Origin of the sequence: Singulisphaera acidiphila DSM 18658, assembly GCF_000242455.2 — a bacterium.
Classification (GTDB): Bacteria; Planctomycetota; Planctomycetia; order Isosphaerales; family Isosphaeraceae; genus Singulisphaera; species Singulisphaera acidiphila.
The window spans coordinates 4,347,616-4,373,695 of the sequence record NC_019892.1 but is presented as its reverse complement, the minus strand read 5'-3'; the positions used below and the strand labels follow the sequence as shown (position 1 = coordinate 4,373,695).

General features: G+C 62.4%; 17 protein-coding genes. 14 read left to right on the top strand and 3 right to left on the bottom strand.

What is annotated here, in order from left to right:
- The first annotated feature begins 12 nt into the window (after positions 1-12).
- The 10 genes from SINAC_RS17135 to SINAC_RS17090 all read left to right on the top strand — a co-directional run bounded on the left by SINAC_RS17135 (position 13) and on the right by SINAC_RS17090 (position 19,147).
- Positions 13-924, top strand: a complete 912-nt coding sequence (locus SINAC_RS17135; RefSeq protein WP_015246886.1) for a DUF58 domain-containing protein — start codon at positions 13-15, stop codon at positions 922-924.
- Complete coding sequence (locus tag SINAC_RS17130) at positions 921-2,915, top strand: BatA domain-containing protein (RefSeq protein WP_015246885.1); 1,995 nt, start codon at positions 921-923, stop codon at positions 2,913-2,915. Before SINAC_RS17135 ends, SINAC_RS17130 begins: the two co-directional genes overlap by 4 nt.
- On the top strand, positions 2,912-5,116 hold the full coding sequence (locus tag SINAC_RS17125; protein ID WP_015246884.1) for a membrane protein: 2,205 nt from the start codon (positions 2,912-2,914) through the stop codon (positions 5,114-5,116). The genes SINAC_RS17130 and SINAC_RS17125 overlap by 4 nt, the downstream gene beginning before the upstream one ends.
- Before the next feature lie 381 nt (positions 5,117-5,497).
- Complete coding sequence (locus SINAC_RS17120) at positions 5,498-8,767, top strand: hypothetical protein (RefSeq protein WP_015246883.1); 3,270 nt, start codon at positions 5,498-5,500, stop codon at positions 8,765-8,767.
- A 158-nt stretch (positions 8,768-8,925) separates the two neighbouring features.
- The gene (locus SINAC_RS17115) at positions 8,926-9,852 is read left to right on the top strand and encodes a hypothetical protein (RefSeq protein ID WP_015246882.1); all 927 of its coding nucleotides are present in this window, start codon (positions 8,926-8,928) and stop codon (positions 9,850-9,852) included.
- A 55-nt stretch (positions 9,853-9,907) separates the two neighbouring features.
- Complete coding sequence (locus tag SINAC_RS17110; RefSeq protein ID WP_015246881.1) at positions 9,908-10,816, top strand: hypothetical protein; 909 nt, start codon at positions 9,908-9,910, stop codon at positions 10,814-10,816.
- 197 nt (positions 10,817-11,013) lie between these two features.
- Entirely contained in the window at positions 11,014-12,108 is a 1,095-nt protein-coding gene (locus tag SINAC_RS17105) for a prenyltransferase/squalene oxidase repeat-containing protein (RefSeq protein WP_015246880.1), read from the top strand.
- 28 nt (positions 12,109-12,136) lie between these two features.
- Entirely contained in the window at positions 12,137-15,118 is a 2,982-nt protein-coding gene (locus tag SINAC_RS17100) for a TlpA family protein disulfide reductase (protein WP_015246879.1), read from the top strand.
- 300 nt (positions 15,119-15,418) lie between these two features.
- Positions 15,419-17,983 (top strand): DUF1559 family PulG-like putative transporter, encoded by a 2,565-nt coding sequence (locus SINAC_RS17095; protein ID WP_015246878.1) that lies wholly within the window; start codon positions 15,419-15,421, stop codon positions 17,981-17,983.
- 210 nt (positions 17,984-18,193) lie between these two features.
- Complete coding sequence (locus SINAC_RS17090; protein ID WP_015246877.1) at positions 18,194-19,147, top strand: LysR family transcriptional regulator; 954 nt, start codon at positions 18,194-18,196, stop codon at positions 19,145-19,147.
- A gap of 77 nt (positions 19,148-19,224) precedes the next feature.
- Here SINAC_RS17090 and SINAC_RS17085 read toward each other — a convergent pair whose 3' ends face one another.
- Both SINAC_RS17085 and SINAC_RS17080 read right to left on the bottom strand, forming a co-directional pair.
- Complete coding sequence (locus SINAC_RS17085) at positions 19,225-20,067, bottom strand: DUF1223 domain-containing protein (RefSeq protein WP_015246876.1); 843 nt, start codon at positions 20,065-20,067, stop codon at positions 19,225-19,227.
- A gap of 89 nt (positions 20,068-20,156) precedes the next feature.
- On the bottom strand, positions 20,157-20,690 hold the full coding sequence (locus SINAC_RS17080) for a DUF2127 domain-containing protein (RefSeq protein ID WP_015246875.1): 534 nt from the start codon (positions 20,688-20,690) through the stop codon (positions 20,157-20,159).
- 333 nt (positions 20,691-21,023) lie between these two features.
- Between SINAC_RS17080 and SINAC_RS17075 the strand changes: the two genes are divergently transcribed.
- Positions 21,024-21,293, top strand: coding sequence for a hypothetical protein (locus SINAC_RS17075; protein WP_020466000.1), 270 nt, complete (start codon positions 21,024-21,026; stop codon positions 21,291-21,293).
- A 76-nt stretch (positions 21,294-21,369) separates the two neighbouring features.
- Here SINAC_RS17075 and SINAC_RS17070 read toward each other — a convergent pair whose 3' ends face one another.
- Positions 21,370-22,239, bottom strand: coding sequence for an HAD-IIA family hydrolase (locus SINAC_RS17070; RefSeq protein ID WP_015246873.1), 870 nt, complete (start codon positions 22,237-22,239; stop codon positions 21,370-21,372).
- Positions 22,240-23,015: 776 nt separating this feature from the next.
- Between SINAC_RS17070 and SINAC_RS17065 the strand changes: the two genes are divergently transcribed.
- The 3 genes from SINAC_RS17065 to SINAC_RS17055 all read left to right on the top strand — a co-directional run bounded on the left by SINAC_RS17065 (position 23,016) and on the right by SINAC_RS17055 (position 25,576).
- Positions 23,016-23,810 carry a hypothetical protein gene (locus tag SINAC_RS17065; RefSeq protein ID WP_015246872.1) on the top strand — a complete coding sequence of 265 codons (795 nt, stop codon included), beginning with the start codon at positions 23,016-23,018 and terminating at the stop codon, positions 23,808-23,810.
- Positions 23,807-24,436, top strand: a complete 630-nt coding sequence (locus SINAC_RS17060) for a hypothetical protein (protein ID WP_015246871.1) — start codon at positions 23,807-23,809, stop codon at positions 24,434-24,436. Before SINAC_RS17065 ends, SINAC_RS17060 begins: the two co-directional genes overlap by 4 nt.
- A 180-nt stretch (positions 24,437-24,616) precedes the next feature.
- Positions 24,617-25,576 carry an alpha/beta hydrolase gene (locus tag SINAC_RS17055; protein WP_015246870.1) on the top strand — a complete coding sequence of 320 codons (960 nt, stop codon included), beginning with the start codon at positions 24,617-24,619 and terminating at the stop codon, positions 25,574-25,576.
- Positions 25,577-26,080: the final 504 nt, after the last annotated feature.

Genomic DNA, 26,080 nt, shown 5'->3' with positions numbered 1-26,080 from the left:
GTTCATCCAGCCATGTTCCCGGATCGCCAGCCCCGAAGCTTCCTCGACGCCAGCGTATTGTCGCGGCTCGCCAGCGTTCCGTTGATGGCGCGTCGGCCGATGCAGGGGAGTGTGTCGGGCCGACACCCCAGCCCGCATCGCGGCTCGAGCGTTGAGTTCTCCGAATACCGTAAATATGTGCCCGGCGACGATCTCAGGAGGTTGGACTGGCGGGCCTATGGCCGGTCCGACCGGTTCTTCGTCAAGGAGTTCGAGGCGGACACCAACCTGCGGTGCTGTCTGGTGCTCGATACCAGTGGCTCGATGGGTTACGGCTCGACGGGCGTGACCAAGATCGAATACGCCCGGCGGATCGCCGGGTCGCTCGGCCACCTGGCGATGCGCCAGGGGGACGCAGTCGGGCTCGCCTGCGTGGCCAACGGCCTGGTCCGCACGATCCCTCCCAAGCGAAACCCTGCGCACCTGATGACGGTCTTCGACATCCTCGAAGAAGCAAAGCCGCAAGGGGAGACGCGGCTCGCCCCGGTGCTCCACGAACTGGCGGAGACCGTGCGCCAGCGAGCCCTCGTGGTCGTGATCTCCGACCTGTTCGTCGACCCCGGCGAGCTTCGGAGCTGCTTTCAGCACTTGCGGTTTCGTCGACACGACCTGGCGCTCTTCCATCTGCTCGACCCCAAGGAGTTGAGCTTCGACTTTCGCCGGCCGATGCGGTTTCTCGATATGGAAGGGGGCCCGGCGATCTTTGCCGAGCCGAATGAGATCGCTGATCGCTACCGCAAGGCGATCGGCGCCTACCTGGAAGGGATCCAGGAGGCTGTGCGCGAGTCGGCCGTCGACTACCATCAAGTTCATATCGACGATGACTATGAGCAAGTGCTGCTCCGATTTCTCGTCGGCCGGGCACGATCGCGGGGGGTGCGATGAACTTTCTCCACCCGATGATTCTGATGGCCCTGCCGCTGGTCGCCTTGCCGGTGATCATCCACCTGATCAATCAGCGGCGATATCAGACCGTGCAGTGGGGCGCGATGATGTTCCTGCTGGCGGCGAACCGGATGTCGCGCGGGTACGCGCGGCTCCGCCAGTGGCTGATCATGGCTTTCCGGATGGCGGCCATCGCCGCCCTACTCTTCGCGCTCAGCCGGCCGTTGGCGGGGGGCTGGCTCGGCTTTACCGCGGGGGGGAGGGCCGATACCACGCTCATCCTGCTCGACCGGTCGCCGAGTATGCAGCAAGTCGGCAACGGGTCGGGCGGGTCGAAGCTCGAGACCGGGAAGTGGCAACTCGCCCAGGCGCTTGGAACGCTTGGCTCGAATCGCTGGGTCCTGATCGAGAGCGGGACGAACAAGCCTCGCACGCTCGAATCGGCCGAGGCCTTGCTTACGATGCCGGATACCGGACCGTTGAGCGCGGCGGCCGATATCCCGGGGATGCTCGAGGCCGCGCGCGACTACGTCCGGGCGAACAAGCCGGGGCGGACCGAGATCTGGATCTGCTCCGACCTCAGGCGCGATGACTGGGAGGTCGATGACGGCCGCTGGCGCTCGCTCCGCGAGGCGTTCCTTGGCTTTCCGCAAGGGGTCCGGTTCCATCTTCTCGCCTATCCCAGGACGGCGCCTTCGAATGTGTCGGTCCGGGTGACCGGGGTTCGCCGCCAGCCGGCCGGCGACGGTGATGGAGCGGACGTCTTGGTCTCGCTCAGCTTGGCCCGCGAAGGAAGTGAGAATGTACGGTCGACCGTCCCCATCCAGTTTGAGATCGGTGGGGCCCGCTCGGAACTGACCGTCGAGATGAACGGTCCTCGGTTCACGCTGAAGGATCATCGGATTCCGTTGGAGCGGGGGCGTCGCCGGGGCTGGGGCAAGGTCTCGATCCCGGCGGACGCGAACCTGGCGGACAACGACTTCTACTTCGCGTTCGATCAGCCTGCCCCTCGGCGTGCGATTGTCGTCGCGGAGGACGCGCAAGCCGGGCAAGCGTTGCGTCTGGCCGCCTCGATTGCCCCCGACCCTGCGTTGAAGTGCTCGGCCGAGGTTGTCCCGGTCGACCAGCTCACGGCCGTGGAGTGGGAGACCGTCTCCTTGCTCCTCTGGCAGAGTCCCCTCCCCGAAGGCGAGGCGGCCGACTTGGTCCGTTCGTTTGTCGATCGCGGCGGCCGGGTCTTTTTCTTTCCGCCTCGGGTGCCTGGCGGGGCCGAATTCCTGGGGGGGCGGTGGACGGCCTGGGGAGACCAGCCGCAGGAAACGACGGTGGAGACCTGGCGAGGGGATCAGGACCTGCTCGCCAACACCCTGAATGGCGCTGCGTTGCCGGTCGGCCAGTTGCAGGTCCGCAAGTGGTGCGGCCTGTCGGGCGACCTCACGCCGTTGGCCACCTTGAGAAAAGGGGGCGACCTGCTCCTGGCGCGAGCGACGACCAACGCCGGGGGGGCCTACTTCTGCGCGACCACGCCGGCAGCCGGCGACTCATCGCTGGCGACCGACGGCGTGACCCTCTACGTGATGATCCAGCGCGCTCAGGCCGGGGGGGCCGAAGCCCTGGAAACGACCCGGCAACTGGCGGCCGGCCCGATGACCGGCAACGACTCCACAGCCTGGTCGAAACTGTCCGGGGGAGACGAGGCGGTTTCGACCGAGTACTCGTTCCATCGCGGCGTCTACGCCTCTGGCGACCGGCTGCTGGCGATCAACCGGCCGGTCACTGAGGATGTGTCCCCGGTCCTGGCCGACGAGCAGGTGGCCGGCCTCTTTCGCGGGCTCGACTTCGTGCGGGTGGACGATCGGGAAGGGAACGTGGATTCGTTGATCCAGGAAGTCTGGCGCTTGTTCCTGATCGCCATGATGACGGCCTTGCTCGTTGAGGCCGCGCTCTGTATGCCCAGGCCCGTTCGGGTCGCGGCGGGGACAACCACATGAACGTGTCGCGGTCGCTCACTTTCCTGTGGACGCCCTGGTCGGCCGCCGTGTCGGCCCTGCTCGTGCTGGTGGCCGCCGGGCTCTGCTTCGTCGCCTGGCGGCGGAGTGGGTACAGGCGGTCGCAAGGGGTACTCGAGGGGATCCGGTTCACGATCGTTTGCCTCGGTGCGGTCTTGCTCAACCAACCCGAGTGGGTCGAGGAGTATCGCCCCGAAGAAAAGCCGTCGGTCGCCGTACTCTGGGACGCGTCGCCCAGCATGGAAACGCGCGACGTCATTCAGACGAGGCGGCCGGTGCCGACCGCCTCGCCCTTGACCCGGCGCGAGGCGATTGCATCGCTGGCCGACGCTGCGTCGTGGGACAAGCTTCGTGGGCGGATGAACGTGGTCGTTCAGTCGTTCTCGCCCAAGGCCGTGGGGCACGGCACGGACCTCTACGAACCGCTCGCCCAGGCCCCTGAAACGTTCCAGAATCTGCGTGGGATCGTCTTGGCGTCGGACGGTGACTGGACCGAGGGCCAGCCTCCCGTTCAGGCCGCTGCACGGCTGCGGGCCCTGGGGGTTCCGATCTTCGCGGTCCCGATAGGCAGCCCAACCCGGTTGCCCGACATCGAGCTGATCAACCTCGATGCGCCGACATTCGGTGTGGCGGGCAAGGCGGTGCGGGTTCCGTTCACGATCGACAGTTCACTCCCTCGCGAGCATGTCACCACGGTCACCTTGAAGACGTCGGACGGCGATGAGGTCACCAAGGAAGTGCGCGTCGCCCCGATGGGCCGGACCAGCGACGCGGTCATCTGGAAGCCGAAGGGGACGGGTGACTTCACGCTCGCACTCAACGTGCCCGCACACCCCGATGAGATGCTCTCCGACAACAACCAACTCTCCACGCCGATCTCGATCCGTGAGGAGAAGCTCAAGGTGTTGGTCGTCGAGTCGTACCCGCGCTGGGAATACCGCTACTTGCGGAACGCCCTGTCGCGCGACCCCGGGGTCGAGGTCTCTTGCCTGCTTTTCCACCCCGGACTGAGCAAGGCGGGGGGAGGCAATAAAGATTATCTTAAGCAGTTTCCCGCCGGGCTCGACGAACTCTCAAAGTATGATGTTGTGTTCATTGGCGATGTCGGGCTCGATGACGGTCAGCTCACTTCCGAGCAGTGTCGCCTCCTGAAGGGCTTGGTCGAGCATCAGGCGAGTGGGCTTGTGTTCATGCCCGGAATTCAAGGGCGACAGTTCTCGCTGCTCGAGACCGAGTTGGGCGACCTCTGCCCGGTCGCGCTTGACCCCAATCAGCCTGGCGGTTGGGGCTCGCGTACGCCGAACCACTTTGAGCTGACGGAGCTTGGCCGCCGAAGCTTGCTCACCAAGCTTGCCGACACCGAGGACGATAACGCCGAGGTCTGGGAGGGGCTTCCTGGCTTTCAGTGGTACGCCCCGGCGCTCCGGGCCAAGGCGGGGAGCGACGTGCTCGCCGTCCACAAGGACATCACGAACGAGTCCGGGCGGATTCCGTTGCTCGCTACGCGCACCTTTGGGGCCGGCAAGGTCCTGTTCATGGGGACCGATGGCGCCTGGCGCTGGCGGAAGGGCGTTGAAGATAAATACCACTACCGGTTCTGGGGCCAGGTGGTGCGCTGGATGGCGTACCAGCGGAACATGGCCAAGGGCGAAACGATGCGGCTCTACTACGTGCCCGACCAGCCGAGGATGAACAAGGTTTTGACGTTTCACGCCAACGTGATGGACCGGAGCGGTGAGCCGCTTCGCGGCGGCGACGTCTCCGCGCGGATCACGGCCCCCTCGGGTAAGGCGGAAGTCGCCCGCTTCACCTCCGCTGGCGACGAGTGGGGCGAGTACACCGGCCGGTTCACCGCCACCGAGGCGGGGCCGTATAAAGTGGCCCTGATCTGTAAGCAGACCGGGGCGACGCTCGACGCGACCTTCTTCGTGCAAGGGGCCACCGCCGAGCGGGTTGGCCGCCCGTCGCGGCCCGAAGTGTTGGAAGAACTGGCTCGAGTGACGCGCGGCAAGGTCGTCGAGCCGGACAAGCTCGATGACGTCGTTCGCACCCTGGCCGCGCTCCCCGACCCTCCCCCCGCGGTCCGCCGGTTGCAGTTATGGAGCCACGGGGGAGTGGCGGCTGTGATGATCGTCTTGATGGGGGCCTTCTGGGTGGGCAGGAAGGCGATCGGTCTCGTTTAAGGACGCTTATGATGTGCCAAGGATTATTGTGATGAGATGAGAAAGGTTATGCTTGAACTATGTAGCCCTGGAAGGGCGACCGTTCCTGGCCAGGGGCGCAAGCCCATGGGGACGGTGAATGTTTAAGTGAAGAATTTTTTGCAGCCCCGAAGGGGCGACCGTCAATTGCCGAGGCCTTAATTTGACGGCCGCCCCTTCGGGGCTCCAAGGCGCAAACCTAATCCAACTTTTTCCAGGGGTTCACCCCTGGCTAGGAACGGTCACCCCTTCGGGGCTGCAAAAAGTCTCGCGGATCGGGACGATTTTGCGGACATCCGTTTGCTGACTCCCTGTAAACTGTCGCGAAATGTCGGTTAACCGCAAGCTATAAGTGAGGTCGATATGAGCCTCGCGGGAACGCAGAATCGGTTGGAGCTACCGGAGTCGTTGCGGACTCAACTCCGCAACTATCGTCGTCGGGTCTGGACCGTCAAGATGGCCGAGGCCGTCTTCGCGGCGGCCTTCGGGGTCGTCGCGGCGTTTCTCCTGATGTTCGTGCTCGACCGTGTCTGGGACACACCCGGCTGGCCGCGCGTTGCCCTGTTCGTCGTCGCCGCGTTCGCCTGCGCGATCGTGCCGCTCTGGTTGTACCGTTGGGTTGCTCGGAACCGTCGGTTCGATCAACTGGCTCGGCTCCTCGCGCGCAAGCATCCGCATTTCGGTGACCAGCTTCTGGGAGTGATCGAGCTGGTCCATAGCGACTCCGAACAGACCCGCTCACGGGCGCTCTGCGAAGCGGCCGTGCTCCAAGTGACGGACGACGCCGGGAAGCGCGACCTCAACGCCGCGGTGCCCAACCCACGCCATCGCATCTGGGCCTGGCTGGCTGCCGTTCCGGCAACCGCGGCGCTCGTCCTCTTCCTCCTCTTCCCAGCGGCGGCGTCCAACGCCTGGTCCCGGCTCATGGCCCCCTGGCGACCGATCCCCCGCTACACGTTCGCTGCGATCAGGCCGTTGCCGGATCACCTGGTTGTTCCCCACGGCGAGCCGTTCACCGCCGAGGCGAAACTCGCCGCAGGGACCGCGTGGCGCCCGGTCCGTGGTGAAGCTCGGCTCGACGGTCAAGGGGCCGTCTCCGCCCTGCTCCGCGACGACCTCTACGCGTTCGACCTGCCGGCGATGATCGCCCCCGGACCGCTTGAGGTCCGGGTGGGCGACTGGCTCCAGCGGGTCCGCGTAGAACCGACCCTCAGGCCCGAACTCACCTCGATCGTGGCCAACGTCGCCTTGCCCAAGTACCTTGGCCGTCCCGAGCCGCTCCACAAAGACGTGCGCGGCGGCTCGGTCTCGCTGGTCAAGGGGAGCGAGGCGACTTTCGCCGTCACGGCCAGCCGGAACCTTTCCTCCGCGCGGGTGGACGGCCAAGGGCGGACGCCGAGTGGCTCGACCGTCGCCAGTCCGTTGATGGTGGTCGACGGGCCTCGCAACCTGGAATTCCAGTGGAAAGACCAGTACGGCCTGGAGGGCAAGGCGCCGTTCACGCTCGCGGTCAACGGCCGGGACGACGAGCCTCCGACCGTCTCGTGTGAGAATATGCCCCGAAACAAGGTGATTCTCGACACCGAGTTGCTCGCCTTCAAGGTGCACGTCCAAGACGACTTCGGGATCAAACGCGTGGGCCTGGAGTGGCACGGGGTCGAGAGTCCGCTCATCGCGTCACCGGCCGCTGGCGAGCAGATCCTGGCGGCGGGGGGGAACGATAAGGAGAACCTCGACCTCAACGGCACCTTCACTGCTAAAACCTTGGGGATCGAGCCCCAGCCGATCAACGTTCGCGTGTTCGCCGAAGACTTCTTGCCGGGGCGTGCGCGGGCCTATTCGCCAACCTACACCTTCTACGTCTTGAACGCCGAGCAGCATGCGATCTGGATCGCCGAGCAACTGAGCAAGTGGCATCGGCAGTCGCTGGAAGTCCGCGACCGCGAGTTGCAGCTTTATGAGACCAACAAGCAACTCCGGGACCTGACGGCCGACGACCTCGACCGGCCCGAGACGCGGAAGAAGGTGGAGAGCCAGGCGGCCGCCGAACGGGCCAACGGGCGCAGGCTTTCGATGCTGGTCGGCTCGGGTGAGGACCTGGTCAAGCAGGCTTCACGCAACCCGGAGATCGGCGTTGGCCACCTCGAACGCTGGGCCGAGATGCTGCAAGTTCTCAAAGATATCTCGACTAATCGGATGCCGTCGGTTGCCGACCTCCTGAAGGAGGCCGCGCAGGCGCCGAGCCTCGCCGCGAACTCGACCGGCAACAAGGCGCCGATGGCCGGGCAGGTCCGGGCGGCCGGGGCTGGAGCCCCCTCCGAGCCCAAGAAGACGAACGCGGCGCCGTCGGCGGTCCCTGCGGTCGTTGACATGGAATCGTCGCAGAACTCGCCCACCAAGAAGCCAATCCCGCCGGCTCCGCCTGGGGGGAGTCCGAAGCCGAGACTTACCCTGGCGCAAACGACCTTGATGGGCAAGGGGTCGGCCACGCCGCCTCCGCCCCCCCCGCCTGCGGCCGAGAAGGTTGACGAGGCGGTCAATGCCCAGCGCGATCTGCTGGCCGAGTTCGAGAAGATCGCCGACGAGCTCAACCGGGTCCTCGCCAACCTTGAAGGGAGTACCCTGGTCAAGCGTCTGAAAGCCGCGTCGCGGGTTCAGCTCAAGATCGGTGGCCGGCTCGGCGACTTCGTGGGGGACGCGTTCGGCCTGCCCGCGTCGCGGATCACGGATGCGGCGGCCAAGGAACTGGTCACGCTGGCCGACCAAGAGGCCAAGGGAAGTCAAAATGTCTCGGTGATCATGGATGACTTACAGGCCTACTTCGAGCGCCGGCAGCTCGTCCAGTTCAAAGCGGTCCTCGACGAGATGAAGAAAGAGGACGTGATCGGCGGCCTCCGCCAGATCGGGGACGACCTCAAAAAAGAGCAAGGCATGTCGATTGCCCAGTGCGAGTTCTGGTCGGATTCGCTCGACCGCTGGGCCGAAGACCTGGTGGATCCCGCGTGCAAGGGGACCTGCCCCGGTTCCAAGTCGAAGAGCAGTCTTCCCCCTTCAATCGTGCTCGAGGTACTTCAGATTCTTGAAGGGGAGGTCAACCTTCGGGAGGAAACTCGCGTGGCCGAGCAGGCCAAGCCCGCCTTGGTGCCGAGCGACTACTCGACGCAAGCCGGCAAGCTTTCAGGGACTCAGAAGGAGCTATCCGACCGGGTCGAGAAGGTGACCGGAAAGATCCGTGAGCTTCCCGACGCGGAGCAGGAATTCGCCTATGAGATCGCCCTGCTCGGCCAAGTCGGTTCGGTCATGGACGACGCGACCGGGATTTTGCTCAAGCCGGAGACCGGCAACCCGGCCGTCGCCGCAGAGACCGAGGCGATCGAGCTGTTGCTCAAGTCGAAGCGGATCAACCCCAAGGGAGGCGGGGGCGGCGGCTCGAGCCCGGGCGGAGGCGGGACCGGCACGACGCAGGACTCGGCCCTGGCGCTCCTGGGGGTCGGCCTGAATGAAAAAGAGGTCAAGGAAGACCGTGGCGTCTCGCAGGCGACGGGTGATTCGGGGCCATCGCTCCCCGAAGAATTCCGCGCCGGCCTTGACGAGTATTTCAACCGGCTCGACCGTGCCCCGGCCGGGCGATGACTCGCCATGGTGACTCTGGCGAGACTTTCTCAAAAGAGGGTGTGAGAAGGTGATGCCTTTTGGTGCCAGAGTCGAATCTGGTTTCGGAAACCCAAAGAAGTGCTGGATTTCTTGGCATGCGAATCAGACCGCGTACCGAGTCGAAACGAGGAGAGTCGATGAAAAGTAGCGTCATTCGCCTGGTTCCGATGATCGGCGTCACCTTCGCGGTCTGCATGCCTGCGTTCGTTTTCGCCCAGATACGTATGGAACGGGTTGAGCTTGCTCCTGCGAAGGCAGTCGTCTCGGGAAAAAAGGAGATCCCTGTTGTCGCTCCCGCCCGCGCGCCGGGACAAGTTCAGTTGGCTGCACCTGTGATCATTTTTAATAAAGACTTGAATATTGGTGGAGACTTGAATGGTGTGGTCTTGCAGTGGACGAGGCAATTTCGCCCGATTCTCCAGGTGGAATACTTGTTCATGCGGGTGATTTGCGATCCAAGTAAGGAAGAGCGTTTGTCGATCGCATGTGCCGGCCTGAAGGCGCTTGATGAGGCGGCAAAGACTTACACGGACTGGCAGAAGAACCACAACATGGTTGTGGGGGGGAAGCTGGTTGAGCGGCCGGCGACCCCTGATACGCGTAAGTTCATTCAGGATGCGTTGGCTGTCGCGGTCAAAGCCAAGCTCTCTCCCAGCCAATATGAGCGATATCGTGTTGAACTCGACGCCCGATCGGCGGAACAGAAGCGGGCCGCGATCCTGAGCCTGATCGTGAGGCTCGACCTGTCTCTCGTCCTCTCTGCCGAGCAACGGGAGCAGATTCGCGGATCACTCTCATCCCACTGGGACGAGGCGTGGACCCAGGGGCTCCAATCCCTCAACCTTGAAAACCAGTACATTCCGATGATTCCCGACCCTCTCGTTGTCAAATACCTGAATGCCAATCAGACGACGATCTGGACTGGACTTCAAAAAGTGACGATCAATGCCAGTGGTCTTGGATTTGGCTTGAATATTCAAGGGGCGGATCAGCCGTTGGATGACGAGTTCTCAGACGAGGTTGCCGCCGCAAAGAAAGACCCTGAGCCCGAGCCGAAGAAGTGAGGTTGACTGTCGCGAGTGCTGGCTGGTTCCGACCTTTGACTGTGGAGACGCCGCCATGATTCGCACACTCCGACTCGGCCTGTTGCTGGCCCTCGTGGGGTTTCTCGCTGCCGAGCTTGGGCCGTCCGCCCGGGGGCAAGTACTCGACGATGAAGTTGAAGAGGAATCCCACAGTCAGATGCCCGGGATTGGGCAGCCGTTCATGATCGCGGAAGCCAACTTCGATCATGTGGTGTTCGGCAATGCCAGGAATTCCGCGACCGCGCTCGCTCGGCTGGAAACCCTAGTGAAGCTGAAAATCGACGAAGTCGACCAGGTGGCCCGGCTGACTGACGCTCAGAAGAAGAAACTTGAACTGGCCTCACGCGGAGATATCAAGCGATTCTTCGACCAGGTTGAGGAAAAGAGAAAGGCGTTTCAACTGGTCCGGAACGATCAGCAAAAGTATGCCGCCTTCTACCAACAACTCAATCCCTTGCGGCAGGCGTTTTCCCAGGGGCTCTTCGGCGAGGACTCGATCTTTACCAAGACCCTCAAGAAGTCGCTTGATGAAGGTCAGATCGTTGAGTATGGCAACCTGGGCCGCCAGCGGCGCGCGCTCAGCCAGGAGGCCAGGATCGGTCGTGTCCTCGCCATCCTGGACCATAGCGTGGGGCTGGATGTCGCCCAGCGCCGGAAGCTCATGAAGCTGATCATCGAGGAGACGCGTCCGCCCAAGATCTTCGGCAACTACGACATCTACGCCGTGCTCTTCCAACTCTCTCGGCTGCCCCAGGACCGTATCAAGCCGATCTTTCAAGAGCCGCAATGGCGTCTCGTCCACGCTCAACTCGAGGGTGCTAAGAAATATGAGAAAATTCTTATAAGCCAGGGGGCTTTTCCCCTGGGGCCGGATGCCGAGCGTTGGATCGTGGCGGTCGACCCCGAAGCTCCGAAACCGGTTCCGAACGATCAGGAAAGGTGACGAGATCGGCCGCTTTTTTTTCAGGGTTTGGGCTTCTCATGGTTTGGAGACCCGAGAGGCTGCCTCGAACGGATTTGGAACGCCCCGTTGGCGCTGAATTGAAATGATTCGCAGACAGGCACGGGCCAGGTGGCTGGCTCTCCTTGATCCGTGCTCCCTCCAAATGAAACCGCACTCGTGTTCCGAGGACCTCGGTGATGGCTCGATTTGAATCGACTCCCCTTTTTCCCGGGATGACGACGGTCAGACGCGGGTTCGGCTTTCCACTCGGTCTCGCGGCCGTGCTCCTAACGCTGGCGTTGGCCGGCAACGCGAAGGCGCAGTTGCCCATTGCGAAGTCGGGGGAAGTGATTCCCCGCGACGTGCGCGAGATGTATGACCGTGGGCTCCAATATCTCGCGTCATCGCAAACGGAAAACGGCGACTGGGCGAGCCAAGGGGGAGATATCGGCCCTGGGACGACTGGCCTCGCGATCATGGCGTTTCTCGCCTCGGGAGAGGACCCGAACTTCGGTCCTTACAGCAATCACGTGCGCCGGTCGCTCCGCAACATCATCACGGCTCAGAATGCCGACACGGGGTACTTCGGCGTCAGCATGTACCATCACGGATTTGCGATGCTTGGCCTGGCCGAGGCCTATGGTGCGGTGGACGAGCGGAACCTCTGGCCAGACCCGAAGGGAAAGCGTTCGATCGGCCAGGCTCTGGAACTGGCCGTTCGCGCTGCTCTGACCTCGCAGAAGAAGAACCCGCTCGGGGCCTGGCGGTACTCGCCGGAATCGACCGACGCCGACACGTCGGTCAGCGGAGCGGTCATGGTCGGTCTGCTCGCGGCCCGCAACGCTGGGATCGAGATCCCCGATGAGGCGATCGATCGAGCTGTCGGCTACTTCAAGTCGATGACCTCGTCGAACGGGTTCGTCGCCTACGCCGGCGGGATGGGCGGGTTTGGCGACTCGACGGCGCGCTCGGCGATCGCGACCTTGGTCTACGCCGTAGCCAGGCGCAAGGATCTGACCGAATTCAAGGCGACGCTTGACCACAGCAAGGAACGGATGGAACAGCCGGTGCCGGGCTATCCCGAGTACGGGCGGTACTATCAGGCCCAGGCCCTCTTTCAAGGCGACACCGCCGCTTGGGAAAAATGGAACAAGATGGTCATCCGGCAATTGAAGCAGGCGCAACGCCCCGACGGCAGCTTCCAAGGTCAGTGGGGGCCGTCGTTCAGTACGTCCATGTCGTTACTGGCTCTTGCTCTCAATTATCGATTTTTGCCTATCTATGAACGATAAAACTAAAATCGCAAAGGGACGTTCACCCATGCGCTACAGCCGTCCGCCCTCGACGATGGGGACCCGCATCCACGGCCTCCTGCGATGGATCGTGTTCGTCGGAGCTTTCGCCAGCGCCTTGGCGACCGGCTCCGTCGGACTGGCGGATGAACCTGTGGCCGGTTCACCTGCGAATTATGTGCTTCACCTGGCCGACGGTGGTTTCGTGGCGGGCAAGTTCCGCGAGACGGATCGGCCGGGGATGCTCCGCTGGCAAGGGAACGCCTTCACCTCTCCGTTTGACTTCAACCTCAAGTCGATCGACACGATGCAAGCTCCGGCCCCTACGCAGGTTGTCGTGCCTGAGGGAGCCTTTCGGATCGAGCTCTCGGGGGGCGACGTCGTGTTCGGAACCCTGGTCATGCTCGATGACAAAGAGGCCGAACTGGATCTGCCTCGGATTGGCCGGCTCCGCATCCAGCGTTCTCATCTGCTGCGGCTCGAACGCTGGCAAGGTCGCGCCGACCTGGTCTATCTCGGTCCCACCGGGCTGACCGGCTGGACTCCGTCGCCGGACGGCGGCCCCAAGGCCTGGCGCGAGGAATCAGGCGCGTTGATGACGGACCAGGAGGGAGCCTCGATCACCAGCGATATCCCCCTCCCTGCGCGGGCGGTCATCGAGTTCGAACTCTCCTGGAAGAATCAGCCCGACTTTGTGCTCACTCTTGGTGGGGTCGGCCTTCGCGGCGGCGACGTGAAAAAAGAGGAGAATCCGTTCCGGTTCGAGGTCTGGGAACAGGAATTGGTTGTTCAGCGGGAAACGCCGAAAGAGGCCGACGTGGCTTCCCTGGGCAAACTGGACGCGGGGCCGGGGCATGTTCATTTGAGAGTCTACTTCGACGACGAGCGCGGCAGGCTCATCGTCGACTCTCCGGACGGCAAGCCGCTGGCCGAGTTGAACGTGGCCGCATCAAAGCCGCATGTGCTGGCCGGCTTTCAACTGGAGAACAAGAAAGGGGACGTGCGGCTCGAACGGCTCGAGATCACCCGATGGAACGGTGAGTTGCTCCGCGAGCCGCTGCCGGACGGCCCGAACCTTCGCCGCACTGACGGCTCGAACCTCTCGGCCAAGGGAATTCGGTTCGATGCCGAGTCGAAGTCGTTCGTCGTTTCCGAGGGAGACAAGGAGTCGCGGATCCCCCTTGATGAGACGGCCCGGTTGACCTTCTCTCACTTGACCGAGATCCCAGCCCGACCGATCAATCTCCTCCTTCAGGAAGGCTCACGGCTCAGTGGCGACTTGGTTGGAGTGGTGAAGGATGCTTTGATGCTGAAGATTCCAGGGGTTGAGGAGCCGGTGCGGCTGCCGATCGACCGCCTGCGCTCCCTGGTCGCGAACCATTCTCAAGACGCTTCCGTGGCGAACCCCCCATCCACGCCTCGCCTCGAGATGGACGGGGTTCGGCTCATCGGTCGGCTCGTCGACGGCAAAAGCGAATCGGGGGTGAGCTGCCTGACGTGGCAGCCCAATGGAAGCGCCACGGCCAGTACGCTCCTCGCCGGTATGGCGTCCGGCCGGATCCTCTACAAGGAGCCGGCCCCGGTCACGGTTACGGCGCCAAGGGTGACGACGATTCGCGAAGGGAACCGGGTTCAAGTGGTCAACGCCCCGTTCGTGATTCAACCGATCCCGCCACCGCAACCGGCGGCTCCCCAGGGGGGGCTTCAGGGATTCATCATGGCGTTTGCCGGCGCGGCTCAAGGCCGTCCGGCCGTTGCGAGTCCGACGAAGGCCGATGTCGGTGCCAATGCCGATACCGCCGCGCCCGGGCGCAGGGCGCTCTACCTTCGGACCGGCGACATCATCCCGGCGGAGGTCACGAAGATCGACGAGAAAGGGGTGACCATTCGCACCAGCCACAGCAAAGATGCGTTTGTGCCCCACGAGAAGATCAAGGCCGTGGAACTCTCTGAAGAGCCGATTATCCCGGTGCGCCTGAACAAGGCCAAACGCGAACGCTTGCTCACGCTTCCTCGTGTTCAGAAAGGGAGCCCGCCCACCCACTTGATCCGATCCAAGAATGGCGACTACCTGCGAGGTCGCGTGGTCGGGATGGACGAGAAATCGCTCCAGGTCGAGGTTCGGCTCGAGGTCAAGACGCTCCCGCGCGACCGAGTCGCCCGGATCATCTGGCTGCAGGCCGAGGACCTCGAGGCCGGCAAGGACCCTGCCCTTCAACAACAAGAACCGGCCAAAATCGATGAAGAATTACTTGTGCAGGCGTTGCGCAAGGACGGCGTTCGCCTGACGTTCACGCCCGATCGGTTCGAGGGGGACACGCTCACCGGGACCAGCCGTGTCCTCGGTGAGTGCCGGGTACGTCTCGATGAGGTCGACCAGTTGCTGATTGGTAAGGCGATCGAAAAAGAGGCTGCCCAGCTTACCTTTCAGCGCTGGTTGCTCACGGATGCCCCCGAGCCTAAGGTGACGGAGGACGACGGCGGTGGGGCTTCCGGCGGGGGCGGCTCATCGGGCCTCTCTTCCCCTCTGGTCGGTAAGCCGGCCCCCGACTTCTCCCTCGAGCAGCTCGGGGGTAAGACGTTCCGCCTGGCGGATGCCAAGGGGAAAGTGGTCGTGCTCGACTTCTGGGCCACCTGGTGCGGCCCCTGCCTCCAAGCCATGCCGCAAGTCGAGAAGGTCACGGGTGAGTTCCGCGACCAAGGGGTGATGCTCGTCGCCGTGAACCTCCAGGAGTCGCCCAAGGAGATCTCGGCGATGCTCGAACGGCATAAGCTGAACCTGACCGTCGCCCTTGATAAGGACGGGGCCGTGGCTGAAAAATACAAGGCCAACGCCATTCCCCAGACCGTGATCATCGACCGCGAGGGAAACGTCACCCGCCTCTTCGTCGGCGGTGGCCCTCACCTTGGCGATCAACTTCGCGAGGCGATTCAGGCGACTTTGGGTGGGCCTGATGCGAAGAAAACGCCGGTAAGCGGGGGGACGGATCCGAAGGAGCCAGCGAAATAACGGGGGCAGCCAGGCCCCCGGCCCCGTTCACCTTGAGAATGAACGCCCTGAGTTGCAAGTTCGGCCCTGATTGCAAAGTGACCTCGGATTGCCTTCCCCCCTCCCGTTTCCCAGGGATCGCTGGCACCCTGTCTACTCTTGTTTATTGATTGATTGAAATCTTGGTTAATTGATAATCGATTGTGGACGGGTCGTCCCCGGTCTCAGGGGAGGAAAATCCCAATGAGCTTGTGGCTTGAGTGGTGAGTTGATTCTGCTCTGCATCGCTCTACCTCAAACCGTTCCAGGGAGGATTGCGTTATGAAATCGGTGTCTGGCTGCATAAAGATTCGCTTGCGGTTCTGGGCTGGTGTCGCGGTTCTTCTGACGGCGTCCCCATTTTTGGAGGCCGCCGAGGCCGTGCCTTTGGCCCGTTATTTCCCGAGGCAGGACCTGGCCGCCTACGCTGAGTTTGACGGACTCGACGCCCACGGCGAGCTCTGGCGGAAGACGGCGGCCTACCGGCTCTTGAATGAGACTCCCGCCGGTGCCATGTTTGAAAGCGTCTTCGTCCAACTCGCCGGGCGGACCAGGTCGATGACGCCGCTCGAAGCAGGAGAAATGTGGCTTCTGGCCGAGCATGCGATTCGACATGGTTTCGCCGTTGGTGTCGTCCGGAACCCCGGTCCCGGTCAACCGCGCCGGGTCTGGGTCGGTGCCGTGATTCGAGGCGGGGGAAAGGGGAAGACGCGAGAGGTTGTCGAGAAGTTGATCGCGGCCGCACGGAACCCCGATGAGAAACCGGAGTCGGTCGGCAAGTCCAAAGGCCGAACGCTCTCGATGGAAGGGGGGCCGGAGCGTCGAGTCGCCTGGTGGTTGGAAGGGGAGGATATTGCCCTCAGCCTGCTCTCCCCGGAGGGGGCCGACCTCATGATCGAAGCTCTCGATGGGGGACGCCCCGACGCGACCGGCCACCCCGAGCGGGTAGCGCTGTCGCGAGTCACTGACGGGTTTACTCCGATCGGCCTGGCCTTCGCCGATCTCTCTGCTTTTCCCCCACTGCCTCCCCAGGCCGCTGCGATCGGCCTCGACCGAGTCAAGCAGATCGAATACCGCTGGGGGATTCAAGGGGATGCGCTGATGACGGTCACCCGGCTGGTGGCCCCTGCCCCGCGCTCGGGGTTGCTCGCTCTCTTCGATCAGCCGACCTTTGACCGCGCGAGCCTTGCCTCACTCCCGCCGGGCCTGGCGGGAGTCACTGCCTTCTCGGTCGATCTCGGAGGGGTCTACGACCGTTTCGTGGCCGGGCTCGCCGCGTCGAACCCCGCCGGCCGCAATTCGCTCGAGTCGTCAGAGATCGCGTTCCGCAATGTGACCGGCCTGCGGATTCGCGATGACCTCCTGGCTCAACTCGGAGCCAAGGCGACCTACTTTTTCCTGCCGACCCGAGGTGATGCGCCGATCCAGGCGCTGGCGGGGCTGGCACAGGGCTTTCTCCGAACACCAAGATATGCGGCGATTCTCGAAGTGAAGGACCCGGCGGCGTTCGCCAAGCTCCTCGACGGCGCCGTGATCAAGTCGCAAGCCTACTTCCGGGATCGGTTCGAGGCGAACACGAAGCCTCCGCCCGTCCGGATCCATCCTCTGAAGGGTATCGATCACGGCTACTCGGTGTCGATCTCACCGTCCGTCGCCCCATTCCCGGCCGGATTCCGGCCGACCTTCATCATGGGGAAGACGACGCTCATTTTAGCCAGTAATCCGGAAGATGCCCGAGCGACTCTGGAGCTTCAGGAACGTGGTGCCCTACTGCCGGCCTCTGATCCTTTGGCTTCCACCCTCGACCGACTCCCCCGCCGCGCGATCATGGCGAGCGTGATCGACGAGCGCCGCTCGCTCTTGCCTGAGATGATCGCCAACTTCCCTCTGCTGATTCAATGGGGACAGACATTCGTCTTGGCCCGGCGAATGGGCCCTCAGTTTCGCCAACCCATGCCACAGCAGGGCCTATTCGGTGGGATGCCGAGGCCGGTGGGAAGCTCCGTCACTGGGTTCGAACTCGATCCTGACAAGATCCCGACTCCCGAAGAGCTGCGCCCGTTCCTGTTCCCGTCGCTGTTCGCGCTCGCGGTCGACGATCAAGCGGTGGAATACACCACGCGCGAGGCCTTCCCCACGTTAAACCCGTTGGCTTTGGCTCCGGCGGCCGTGGCCGTGCTCTTGCCGGCGACCCAGTCGGCCCGCGCCGCCGCGCAGCGCAGCCAGTCGGTAAATAACCTGAAGCAGATCGGCCTCGCGATGCACAACTTCCATTCCACAAATGACTTCTTCCCGCCGCAGGCAACCTACGGCAAGAACAAAAAACCGCTGCTAAGCTGGCGGGTGGCGATCCTTCCCTACCTGGACCAGGTCGCGCTCTACAACGAGTTTAAACAGGATGAACCGTGGGACAGCCCCCACAACAAGCCTCTCATCGCCCGGATGCCTCCCGTTTTCGCCATCCCGGGTGCCAAGGCCGAGCCGGGCAAGACGTACTATCGCGGTTTCTCCGGCCAGTCGGCATTGTTTGAGAGCGAGCAAAAGGACGGGACGGGCGTTCGACTCCAGGCCGTCATCGACGGAACCTCAAACACACTTGGTATCGTGGAGGCGAAGGAGGCCGTCGTCTGGACCAAGCCGGATGAGGAGATCCCGTTTGCGGCCAACGCCGATCCGGCCAATGTCAAGAACTTGCTCGGCATGCTGGGCGGACACTTTGCGGGTGGTTTCAATGTCCTTTTCCTCGACGGGTCCGTTCGCTTCATCAAAGTCACGATCAACCCCTTGATTCTGAGGGCCCTGATTACGCGCAACGGCGGCGAGGTGATTGCGCAAGACGCATTCTGAGCGGGCCAACTCACTCCTGCCTTGCCTCCGAGGCACCCTTGCCTTTGCCTCGGAGCGGCAGGGGAACCCGGCGCTCAGAACGTTTGGTTGGGAACGAAGTCATCACAATCACAAGTCATCCCATGGTGCTGCTCGACGAACGGGCCGCTCTGGCTTATAGTGGAGTCCGATCATCCGAATGCCCTGTTAGTCTAAGACGAAGGGTTTTCCATGGGCCGTCTCTCCGCGAAATCTCGCGTTTACAAGGACACCACTGCCCAGCAGTTGCGGAGCTTTCACGAAACGGCCCGTCTGGGCAGCTTCTCTGCCGCGGCGAAGAGTCTGGGATTGGCTAACCCGACGGTTTGGCAGCAGGTCCGGGCCTTGGAGTTGGACTTTGGTGAGAGCCTGCTCGAGCCGCGGGGCCGGGGCTGCCGCCTCACCGAGGCCGGCCGGTTGCTTGCCGACATGATTGGTCCGTTGGTCTCGGGGGCCGCGACGCTCAAGCGGCGGTTTCACGAAGCAAGGGCCCAGCTTGCCCCTCGCCTGGTCCTTGCCGCTTCGCCACGGATCCTCGCTGAAGACTTGCCCGAGTGCGCTGCGGAATTCCGCCGGGTCCAGCCGGACGTCCAGCTTGCTCTCAAGGAACTGTGGGACGACCAGATCCTCGCCGCCGTCGAGTCCGGTGAGGCCGATGTCGGACTCCTTCACGACCGAGGCCCCGATCTGGTCCGGCTCCACCCCTGGATCGAGTTCCAACCGGTCTATGAAGTGGACATCACCCTGGTCACGCCGATCGACCATCCTCTGGCCCTTCGCCGTAGCATTCGTCCGGCCGATCTTGGCGAATATCCGCTGCTCAACGGCTTGCGCGGGCTCCCCGACCTCAGCGTCACGGCCGTCCTCGACAAGGCCGGCGTTTCGTTGACGGAACCGAAGCTGGTCGAGGCGATCTTCACCACGACGGTTTGCCAGTATGTGCGGATGGGTTTCGGGATTGGCTTGATCTTCTCTTCATCACTCTCCGCGCCTCATCCAGGGCTTCACCATCGCGTCATGAACCGCCATTTCGGCGGGACGGTCGTCTATCAGGTCCGCAGGAAAGGGGCGCCGCCGTTCCAATCGGTAATCGCCTTCATGGACGTTGTCCGAGATCAGCTGAAGCGAACGTCCAAGAAACCCTGACTTGTATGTTCGTAGACCCCAAAGCGAAAGTGTTGAAAGACAAGGGTTTTCCGTAGCAGAAGACTGGTTCGCCTGCGTTATTTTTCCGAAGTCGCTGTGCCTGGGGTCGATCGCCAGGGGAGGTCGGCGGCCTGGTAGATGACACCGGTTGCTTTGTCCTGCACGAACACGGCAAGGTCGAGCTTCTCGACGTTCCACGCGGGGTCGCGATCAAACGTGAAGCTCAGCAACTTCTCGCTCTCTCCCTTGCTTTTGAGCTCGATGAGCGAGAATTTTGTCGCCCGCGCGGGGAACCGGGCGGTCAGTGTCTTCTTGGCATTCTCCCCCGACTCGACCTTGGTCACGACCCCATCCTCACGGAGGACGGCACAGACCAAGAGTTCCTTGTCCTGAGCGACCGGGGAGCGGGGGGCCACCTTCACCGCCAATTTCCCGGTTCGCGTGTCGTTCGTGAGCTCGAGCGTGGTCTTCAGCGTCACTTGCGGTTTCTTTGCCAGGGCGCGGCGGATGGCAGCCTCGGCTCCGGCGGGGTCGCGGCCGTTGATCGACTGCTCGCCGTCGATCATCATCATGGGGGTGTAGTAGAGACCGTACTCTTTGTTCTTGGGCTTGGTGTAGAGTGAGTTAAAGGCCATTTGACGCTGGCTGTAGAGTGCCTCGGAGAACGGGTCTTTCCACGGCCTGTTGAAGTAATCCACATGAAACGCGATGGGAACGATCCGCCGCTCCCGCCCGGCCAGGATCCCGAGGTTCTTCTCGGCTTCGGGGCACATGTCGCAGCCTTGAGAGGTATACAACTCCACGAGAACGACGCGTCGAGATCCCGATCCCTCCGGATTGGCCGGCTGAGCGAGTGCGGCTCCTGAACCGGGAGACAGCAACGCGATCGAGGTCAGCCAGAATAATGTCGAGCCTCGCATCCTTTGGGTTGCTCCGACTTGATTTGGGAGATCCGCCTCACCCCACGCGGGGTCATCGGTTCTTTGGACGAGGCTAGAGACGCGAATATTCAAGAATCCTTTTGAGGGGGAGAATCTGCCTGCGCGTGGCTCGGCGCGGTCGCTTCGCCCACCGTCGCCTGGCCGTCGCGATGGCGCAGTTTGAAGATCAGGTAGGCCAGAATCGCGAGGTTGGCCAGGAGCACCAGTACCCTGAACAGGTTGACTTTGTGCGCCAACTCGTAAAATTCCAGTGGAAGTAACAGGACGGTGGCGAGGATGGTCAGGTATTCGGCCCAGTGTCGCCTCAAGAGGAGGCCCACCCCTTCGACGAGTTCCAGAAGTGCGTAGAAGAAGGTTCCCAGGCCGAGCGCTTCGAGCTGGCCTTGCTTGATCCCGTCCACCCGGTTGAGGACGGCATGGACCAGTCGACTGTCGGGGTCGAGATGGAGACGCAGGGCAAAATGCTCCACGGCGTCGCCCAGGTCGTGATTCAGAAGTCGAAAGATCCCGAAACCGGCGGCCCCGAGCATTAGGGCGGTGGCCAGCTTCAACGTTCCAATGAGGCGCAAGCCCCAAGTATTCTGCTTGGAAGGCGAACTCATTAAGGATGTCCCCTTGGCGTGCGTCGATTGGACCGAAGACTGCCCCGAGGCTAATCCGAGTGGGGGGGCGGCGTCGAGCCTGATGCGGTTGCCTTCTCAGAGAGGCTTGCGGTTCGGAAGGCCGGCATGTCAGCCACGGTCGCGTTTTACGGTGGCTTGGCGTTGACCGCAACCGCCGACCCATGAACGAGATCAGCCTGGGATCAGCCTCTCGTTTTGCCAAGTGGGTGAACCTGGGACCGGGGCTCCGGGTCTGTACGATGTCGGTTCCCTTGGGTCCGAGGCTGGACGTCTGAGGAATCGTCTCAAAAGGAGCGAATGAGAAGGGATCGGATGATGGCGAGACTGGAGAAAAAGACCGAGCGGCTCGAGGCTTTGCACAAGCTGATGGATCGTCTGTGTGCCCCCGATTTGATGCTGCCCGAGGCCGCGTTGCTGAGGAATCGTCTAACGATCTTGCTGGCTCAAGAGGACGAAGTGGTCGAAGCTGACCACGACGTTCGCCCCTGGACCTTCGTACCGGCGCAACCGCGCAGCGAGAAGGGGCGAGCCGGGATCGGGATCCGGTCGCCCCTTTGCATTCCCTGCCTGACCGGCTGTTGAACGGTTCGGTTCGCCCGGTCTTTGCTCCACTCCGCTGCCGCGCCCCGAATGCGAGAGGCATTCGGGGCGCCGGTTCTTATCGCTGCCACTCTCGGTCTGCGACGGCCGAAAGGGCGGGTTCCTGTCGCGTCCTGCCGTTGTTTCGATGGCGCGGCGATGTGGCCGTGCCGGTGAATCCGTGGATCAGGTCGGCGTGATCGAGGTCGGCGATCGACTCGACGATCCGGTCCGGCTGGTAGGCGTAGTGGTCCAGGTCTTCGCGGTTGGTGCCGCCGCTGAGGACCAGGATCGTCTTGAATCCGAGTTGGACGCCGCCGAGGATATCGGTTTCCATCGTGTCGCCGATGACGACGGTCTGGTCGGTCGTCAGCCCCAGTTCCTTGCGGGCGCCTCGGAGCATGTATGGGCTTGGCTTACCCACGCTGAACGCCTTGACTCCGCTGGCCGTCTCGAGCATGGCCACGGTGGCGCCACAGCCGGGGCGGAGGCCCGAGACGGTGGGGCAGTTGGGATCGAGGTTGGTGGCGACCAGCTTCGCCCCTTTCAGAATCATCTCCAGGGCGGCCTCGACCATCTCGAAGCTGATCGTTCGCCCTTCGCCGACGACGACGTAGTCAGGGTCGCGGTCCACGATCGAGTAGCCGTTCTCGTGGAGGGCCGTCAGCAGCCCTCCTTCGCCGATCACGTAGGCGGTGCCCCTCGGCGTTTGCTGGGCCAGGAAGCGGGCGGTCGCCATGGCGCAGGTATAGACGTGTTCCTCCTCCACGTCGATACCGAGGCGCTGGAGCCGGGTCGCCACGTCGCGACGCGTCCGCTGGCTATTGTTGGTCAGGAATCGGAACGGGACCTCCGCTTTGCGGAGTTCATTGATAAAGTGGTCGGCACCGGGGATGAGTTGACCGCCCCGGTAAATCACGCCGTCCATGTCAATCAAGTAACCAAGCATTGACGTGAAATTCTCCATCGTTTCTTGTATCAAAAAACACAGCACGCCATCCCGGCCCGTTCCGGAGAAGAGGAAGCCGGAAGTCTCCGGCGGCCTGCTGCGACATTGGTAACGGATTGCGAATGGCATACCAGTGCCGAAACGTGAACGTGGCGCGGCCCGTCGAGAAGCGTCGAAACGCTATGGCTACCGGTGTTTACGGCCAATAAAGGGAAAATTGAGAATGTCCGATGGCCACTTGGCACTGCCTGACTACTAGGCAATCTTCCCTGACACTAAGGCATTTTTGCGGATAACGGCGAGCCGGATCGGTGATTTTGAAGAGGATGCGATAAGGGTGTGAAGTTTGCGTTAGTCTTATTCTTATTTGAGAGTTCGCAAAGAAGTGTGCGTGTCTTGCAACTCCGAAGGGGCGGCAGTGCAGGAGCTGACGGTCGCCTCTTCGGGATTTTTAAAAATCGAAAATTTGTTATATTGTGTTTTTTTGATTTATTTATGATTTAAATGTTTAATGTTTCTGTTGCTTTGCGATTTTGTTTGTAATTTTAATAAATTAATATCTTGGTCAAGTTGATTGATTGTGTTAAAGCGTAAAGGGTAGTGGCTTGTCTTGGCTGCCCGTGTGGTCGGCATTGCATGTTGTCTTTAGGAAACATCCCGCACTGCGTCTCCGTCTCCTCGCTTGTTCGCTCCAAGTTCTTCTTGACGCAAAGCTCTTTGGGATGCAAAGTGAGGCTCGGCGAGCGAATGGGTCACTTCTTGAGGAGGATGATGTGATGGGGACATGGTGGAAGGATCTCGATCGCATATTGAGGGGAGAGGCGACACGGCTGTCGGCGTTGCGCCGGGGGACGATCGAGGTGCGCCTGGGCGGCCTCTCGATCGTCCTGATGATTCTGGCGATGATCTACGGCGCCTGCATGGGAAGCTTTGCCATGCTCAAGGACGGCGGCCCTTCCTACTGGCAACTGCTCGCCTCGACCGTCAAGGTCCCCGCCCTCTTCTTCTTGACCTTGATTGTGACCTTTCCCTCGCTCTACGTCTTCAACGCGTTGGTGGGGTCTCGGCTCGAAGTCAACTCGGTCCTCCGGCTTCTCCTGGCCTCGATGGCCGTCATGGTTGCGGTCTTGTCCTCGCTCGGACCGATCGTCGCCTTCTTCTCGGTCAGTACGAGCACGTATTCGTTTATGATCGTGGCGAACGTCGTGGTGTTCGCGGTTTCCGGGACGATGGGGTTGGTCTTTTTACTGCAAACCTTGCATCGGCTGAGTATCGTTCCTCGCGAGCCCGCGCCGACCGAGGCCACGGAGTGGGTCGGTGAGACCAAGGGAGAAACGCATGAGCCGTCGGTCCCGAGTGCTCTCGACCCGCTCGAAGACCAGGTGCTCGGCCGCCATGTGAAGGCCTTGTTTCGGTGCTGGGTCATCCTGTTCGGGCTGGTCGGAGCCCAGATGAGTTGGGTGCTCCGCCCGTTCATCGGCGACCCGGGCCGTCCGTTCGCCTGGTTCCGGGGCCGGGAGTCGAATTTCTTCGAGGCGGTCTGGTCGGCTCTGGTGAGTCTGTTCTCATGAGAGACTTGCTGGGCCGAGCCGACGCCGTGCTCCGAGGACGTTCCTCCACCTATCCCTGGACCTTGATCGTCGTCTGCGGCCTGGTCTACGGGAGCGTGATGGGAGCGTTCGGAGGCCTGTTCTGGCAGGTGGTTTACTCGGCCGTCAAGGTCCCCTTGCTGCTGTTGGCGACCTTGCTGTTGAGCCTGCCAAGTTATCTCGTCATGAACACGCTGCTTGGGGTTCGCGCCGACTTCGCCGAGGCCGTCCGGGCGATCGCGGCCTCGCAAGCCACCGTCACGATCGTGCTGGTGGCGCTGGCGCCTCTGACTTTGCTCTGGTACGCCTCGTCGGCGGGCTACCAGGCGGCGATCCTGTTCAACGCCGCTATGTTCTCCATAGCGAGCCTGGCCGCTCAGATCGTCTTGACGCGCGCCTACCGGCCCCTCATTGCCCGGTCGCCGAGGCATCGCTGGTTGCTCTGGACCTGGATCGTCCTCTACGCGTTCGTGGGGATCCAGATGGGCTGGACTCTGCGCCCGTTTATCGGTTCGCCCGACGCCCCGGTGCAGTTCTTCCGGAGCGGCGACTGGGAGAACGCCTATGTTGTCGTCGCCCGCATGGTCGTCAATGTGTGGACGCGTTGAGCCTTCGCGGCCAGTCGATCGGGGGTCGGCCGGGATCTCAAGCCTTCCGGCCACTTCCCGAAAGCTCTCGCGGAGATGACTTTTATGACCGCAGGTAGATCCTTTTCTTTGGCCTTCCCTGCCTGTTATCATCGTCGGGCCCTCCTTTGATCGCACAGCCCTCCTCCCGGGACTCGACTGATGAATCGTGACCTTCCACCGGCGGCCCTCGGCCTTGTGCTCTCCCTGGTTTTCCTCCCTACGATCAGTCTGTCGGCCGATGAGCCAACCTTTACCCGCAAGGTTGACGTCGTCTATGGCCGGAAGTTCGGCTCAGCGCTGACCTTGGACGTCTTCACGCCCAAGAAGGACGCGAATGGGCTGGGGATTGTCTGGGTCGTCAGCGGCGGCTGGTTCTCGTCGCACGACGCGATCAGCCCTGAACCCCCCTTCGTCAAGCCGTTTCTCGACCGGGGTTATACGGTGTTCGCCGTCGTCCACGGCAGCCAGCCGAAATTCACTATCCCCGAAGTTCTCACCGATATGAACCGGGCGATCCGTTTTATTCGTTATAGTGCTAAAGAGTACGGGGTCGACCCCGAACGGCTTGGCATTTTTGGGGCTTCGGCGGGGGGACACCTTTCGCTCATGCAAGGGACCGCGGGCGATCTCGGTAATCCGGATTCCAAGGATGCCGTTGATCGAACCTCCAGTCGCGTGCAGGCGGTCGCCTGCTTCTTCCCGCCCACCGACTTTTTGAACTATGGCAAGCCGGGTGAGAACGCGATCGGCCGGGGAATCCTTAAAGGTTTTCAGGCTCCCTTCGACTTCCACGAAGCCGACAAAGCCACGGGCCGATTCGAGCGAATCACCGACGAGGCCAAGATCACGGAAATCGGTGTGCAGATCTCGCCGATCACTCATGTCAGCTCGGACGATCCGCCGACGCTCATCATTCATGGTGATGCTGACAAGCTGGTTCCTATCCAGCAAGCGGAACTGATCGTCGAGAAATTGAAGAAAGCGAACGTCGAGGCGAAGCTGGTCCCCAAGCCAGGCGCGGTTCATGGCTGGCCCAACATCGATAAAGACGTGCTTCTCTTCGTCGATTGGTTTGACGAGCACCTCAAAACGTCCAAGGATTCGAGCGTGAAGCCTTGATTTGGATCTTTGAAGATCGGCCGTTAAGATAATTCCCGATCCGAAGGGGATGATGGCGAAGCCCTCAGGCCGTCCCCTTCGGAGTGAGGCTTGAGGAATCGCCCGGCCGTGGATTCCCGCATGCTGGAAGGCTGGCATGCGGGCGGTCGTGGTGAATCTCAAGTGACTGGGCCGGCCGTGCTACTGATCGTTGCGTTGCCATTTCGCTTTGTCCCGCCCCCGCCTCCGCCCCGCCCTCTCTCCGGCACACCGTCCTGTTGCGATATCACTTGGTCGAGTCTTTTGCTTCCGAACCTGATGAGACCGAGATGAACGTAAGAGGATGAGGGGATCCGCATCCATGCTTTGATTGACGGTCCGGCCCAGCGGGCCCAGTAGTGAGGACAAAGCGGTCGTGCCGAGTGAAGGCGGGACCCTTGCGGCCGGCCAGTCGCGCGAGACTGGCCGGCAGAGAATCTCGATGCAAAAGGCGGCCCGGAACGGGTCGGGTGATTGGCGGTGGGC

Coding starts and splice junctions, on each gene's coding strand:
- SINAC_RS17065 (WP_015246872.1), top strand. CDS start 23,016: ATGGGGACATGGTGGAAGGATCTCGATCGCATATTGAGGGGAGAGGCG.
- SINAC_RS17055 (WP_015246870.1), top strand. CDS start 24,617: ATGAATCGTGACCTTCCACCGGCGGCCCTCGGCCTTGTGCTCTCCCTG.
- SINAC_RS17080 (WP_015246875.1), bottom strand. CDS start 20,690: ATGAGTTCGCCTTCCAAGCAGAATACTTGGGGCTTGCGCCTCATTGGA.
- SINAC_RS17070 (WP_015246873.1), bottom strand. CDS start 22,239: ATGCTTGGTTACTTGATTGACATGGACGGCGTGATTTACCGGGGCGGT.
- SINAC_RS17130 (WP_015246885.1), top strand. CDS start 921: ATGAACTTTCTCCACCCGATGATTCTGATGGCCCTGCCGCTGGTCGCC.
- SINAC_RS17090 (WP_015246877.1), top strand. CDS start 18,194: ATGGGCCGTCTCTCCGCGAAATCTCGCGTTTACAAGGACACCACTGCC.
- SINAC_RS17060 (WP_015246871.1), top strand. CDS start 23,807: ATGAGAGACTTGCTGGGCCGAGCCGACGCCGTGCTCCGAGGACGTTCC.
- SINAC_RS17095 (WP_015246878.1), top strand. CDS start 15,419: ATGAAATCGGTGTCTGGCTGCATAAAGATTCGCTTGCGGTTCTGGGCT.
- SINAC_RS17135 (WP_015246886.1), top strand. CDS start 13: ATGTTCCCGGATCGCCAGCCCCGAAGCTTCCTCGACGCCAGCGTATTG.
- SINAC_RS17075 (WP_020466000.1), top strand. CDS start 21,024: ATGATGGCGAGACTGGAGAAAAAGACCGAGCGGCTCGAGGCTTTGCAC.
- SINAC_RS17120 (WP_015246883.1), top strand. CDS start 5,498: ATGAGCCTCGCGGGAACGCAGAATCGGTTGGAGCTACCGGAGTCGTTG.
- SINAC_RS17085 (WP_015246876.1), bottom strand. CDS start 20,067: ATGCGAGGCTCGACATTATTCTGGCTGACCTCGATCGCGTTGCTGTCT.
- SINAC_RS17110 (WP_015246881.1), top strand. CDS start 9,908: ATGATTCGCACACTCCGACTCGGCCTGTTGCTGGCCCTCGTGGGGTTT.
- SINAC_RS17125 (WP_015246884.1), top strand. CDS start 2,912: ATGAACGTGTCGCGGTCGCTCACTTTCCTGTGGACGCCCTGGTCGGCC.
- SINAC_RS17100 (WP_015246879.1), top strand. CDS start 12,137: ATGCGCTACAGCCGTCCGCCCTCGACGATGGGGACCCGCATCCACGGC.
- SINAC_RS17115 (WP_015246882.1), top strand. CDS start 8,926: ATGAAAAGTAGCGTCATTCGCCTGGTTCCGATGATCGGCGTCACCTTC.
- SINAC_RS17105 (WP_015246880.1), top strand. CDS start 11,014: ATGGCTCGATTTGAATCGACTCCCCTTTTTCCCGGGATGACGACGGTC.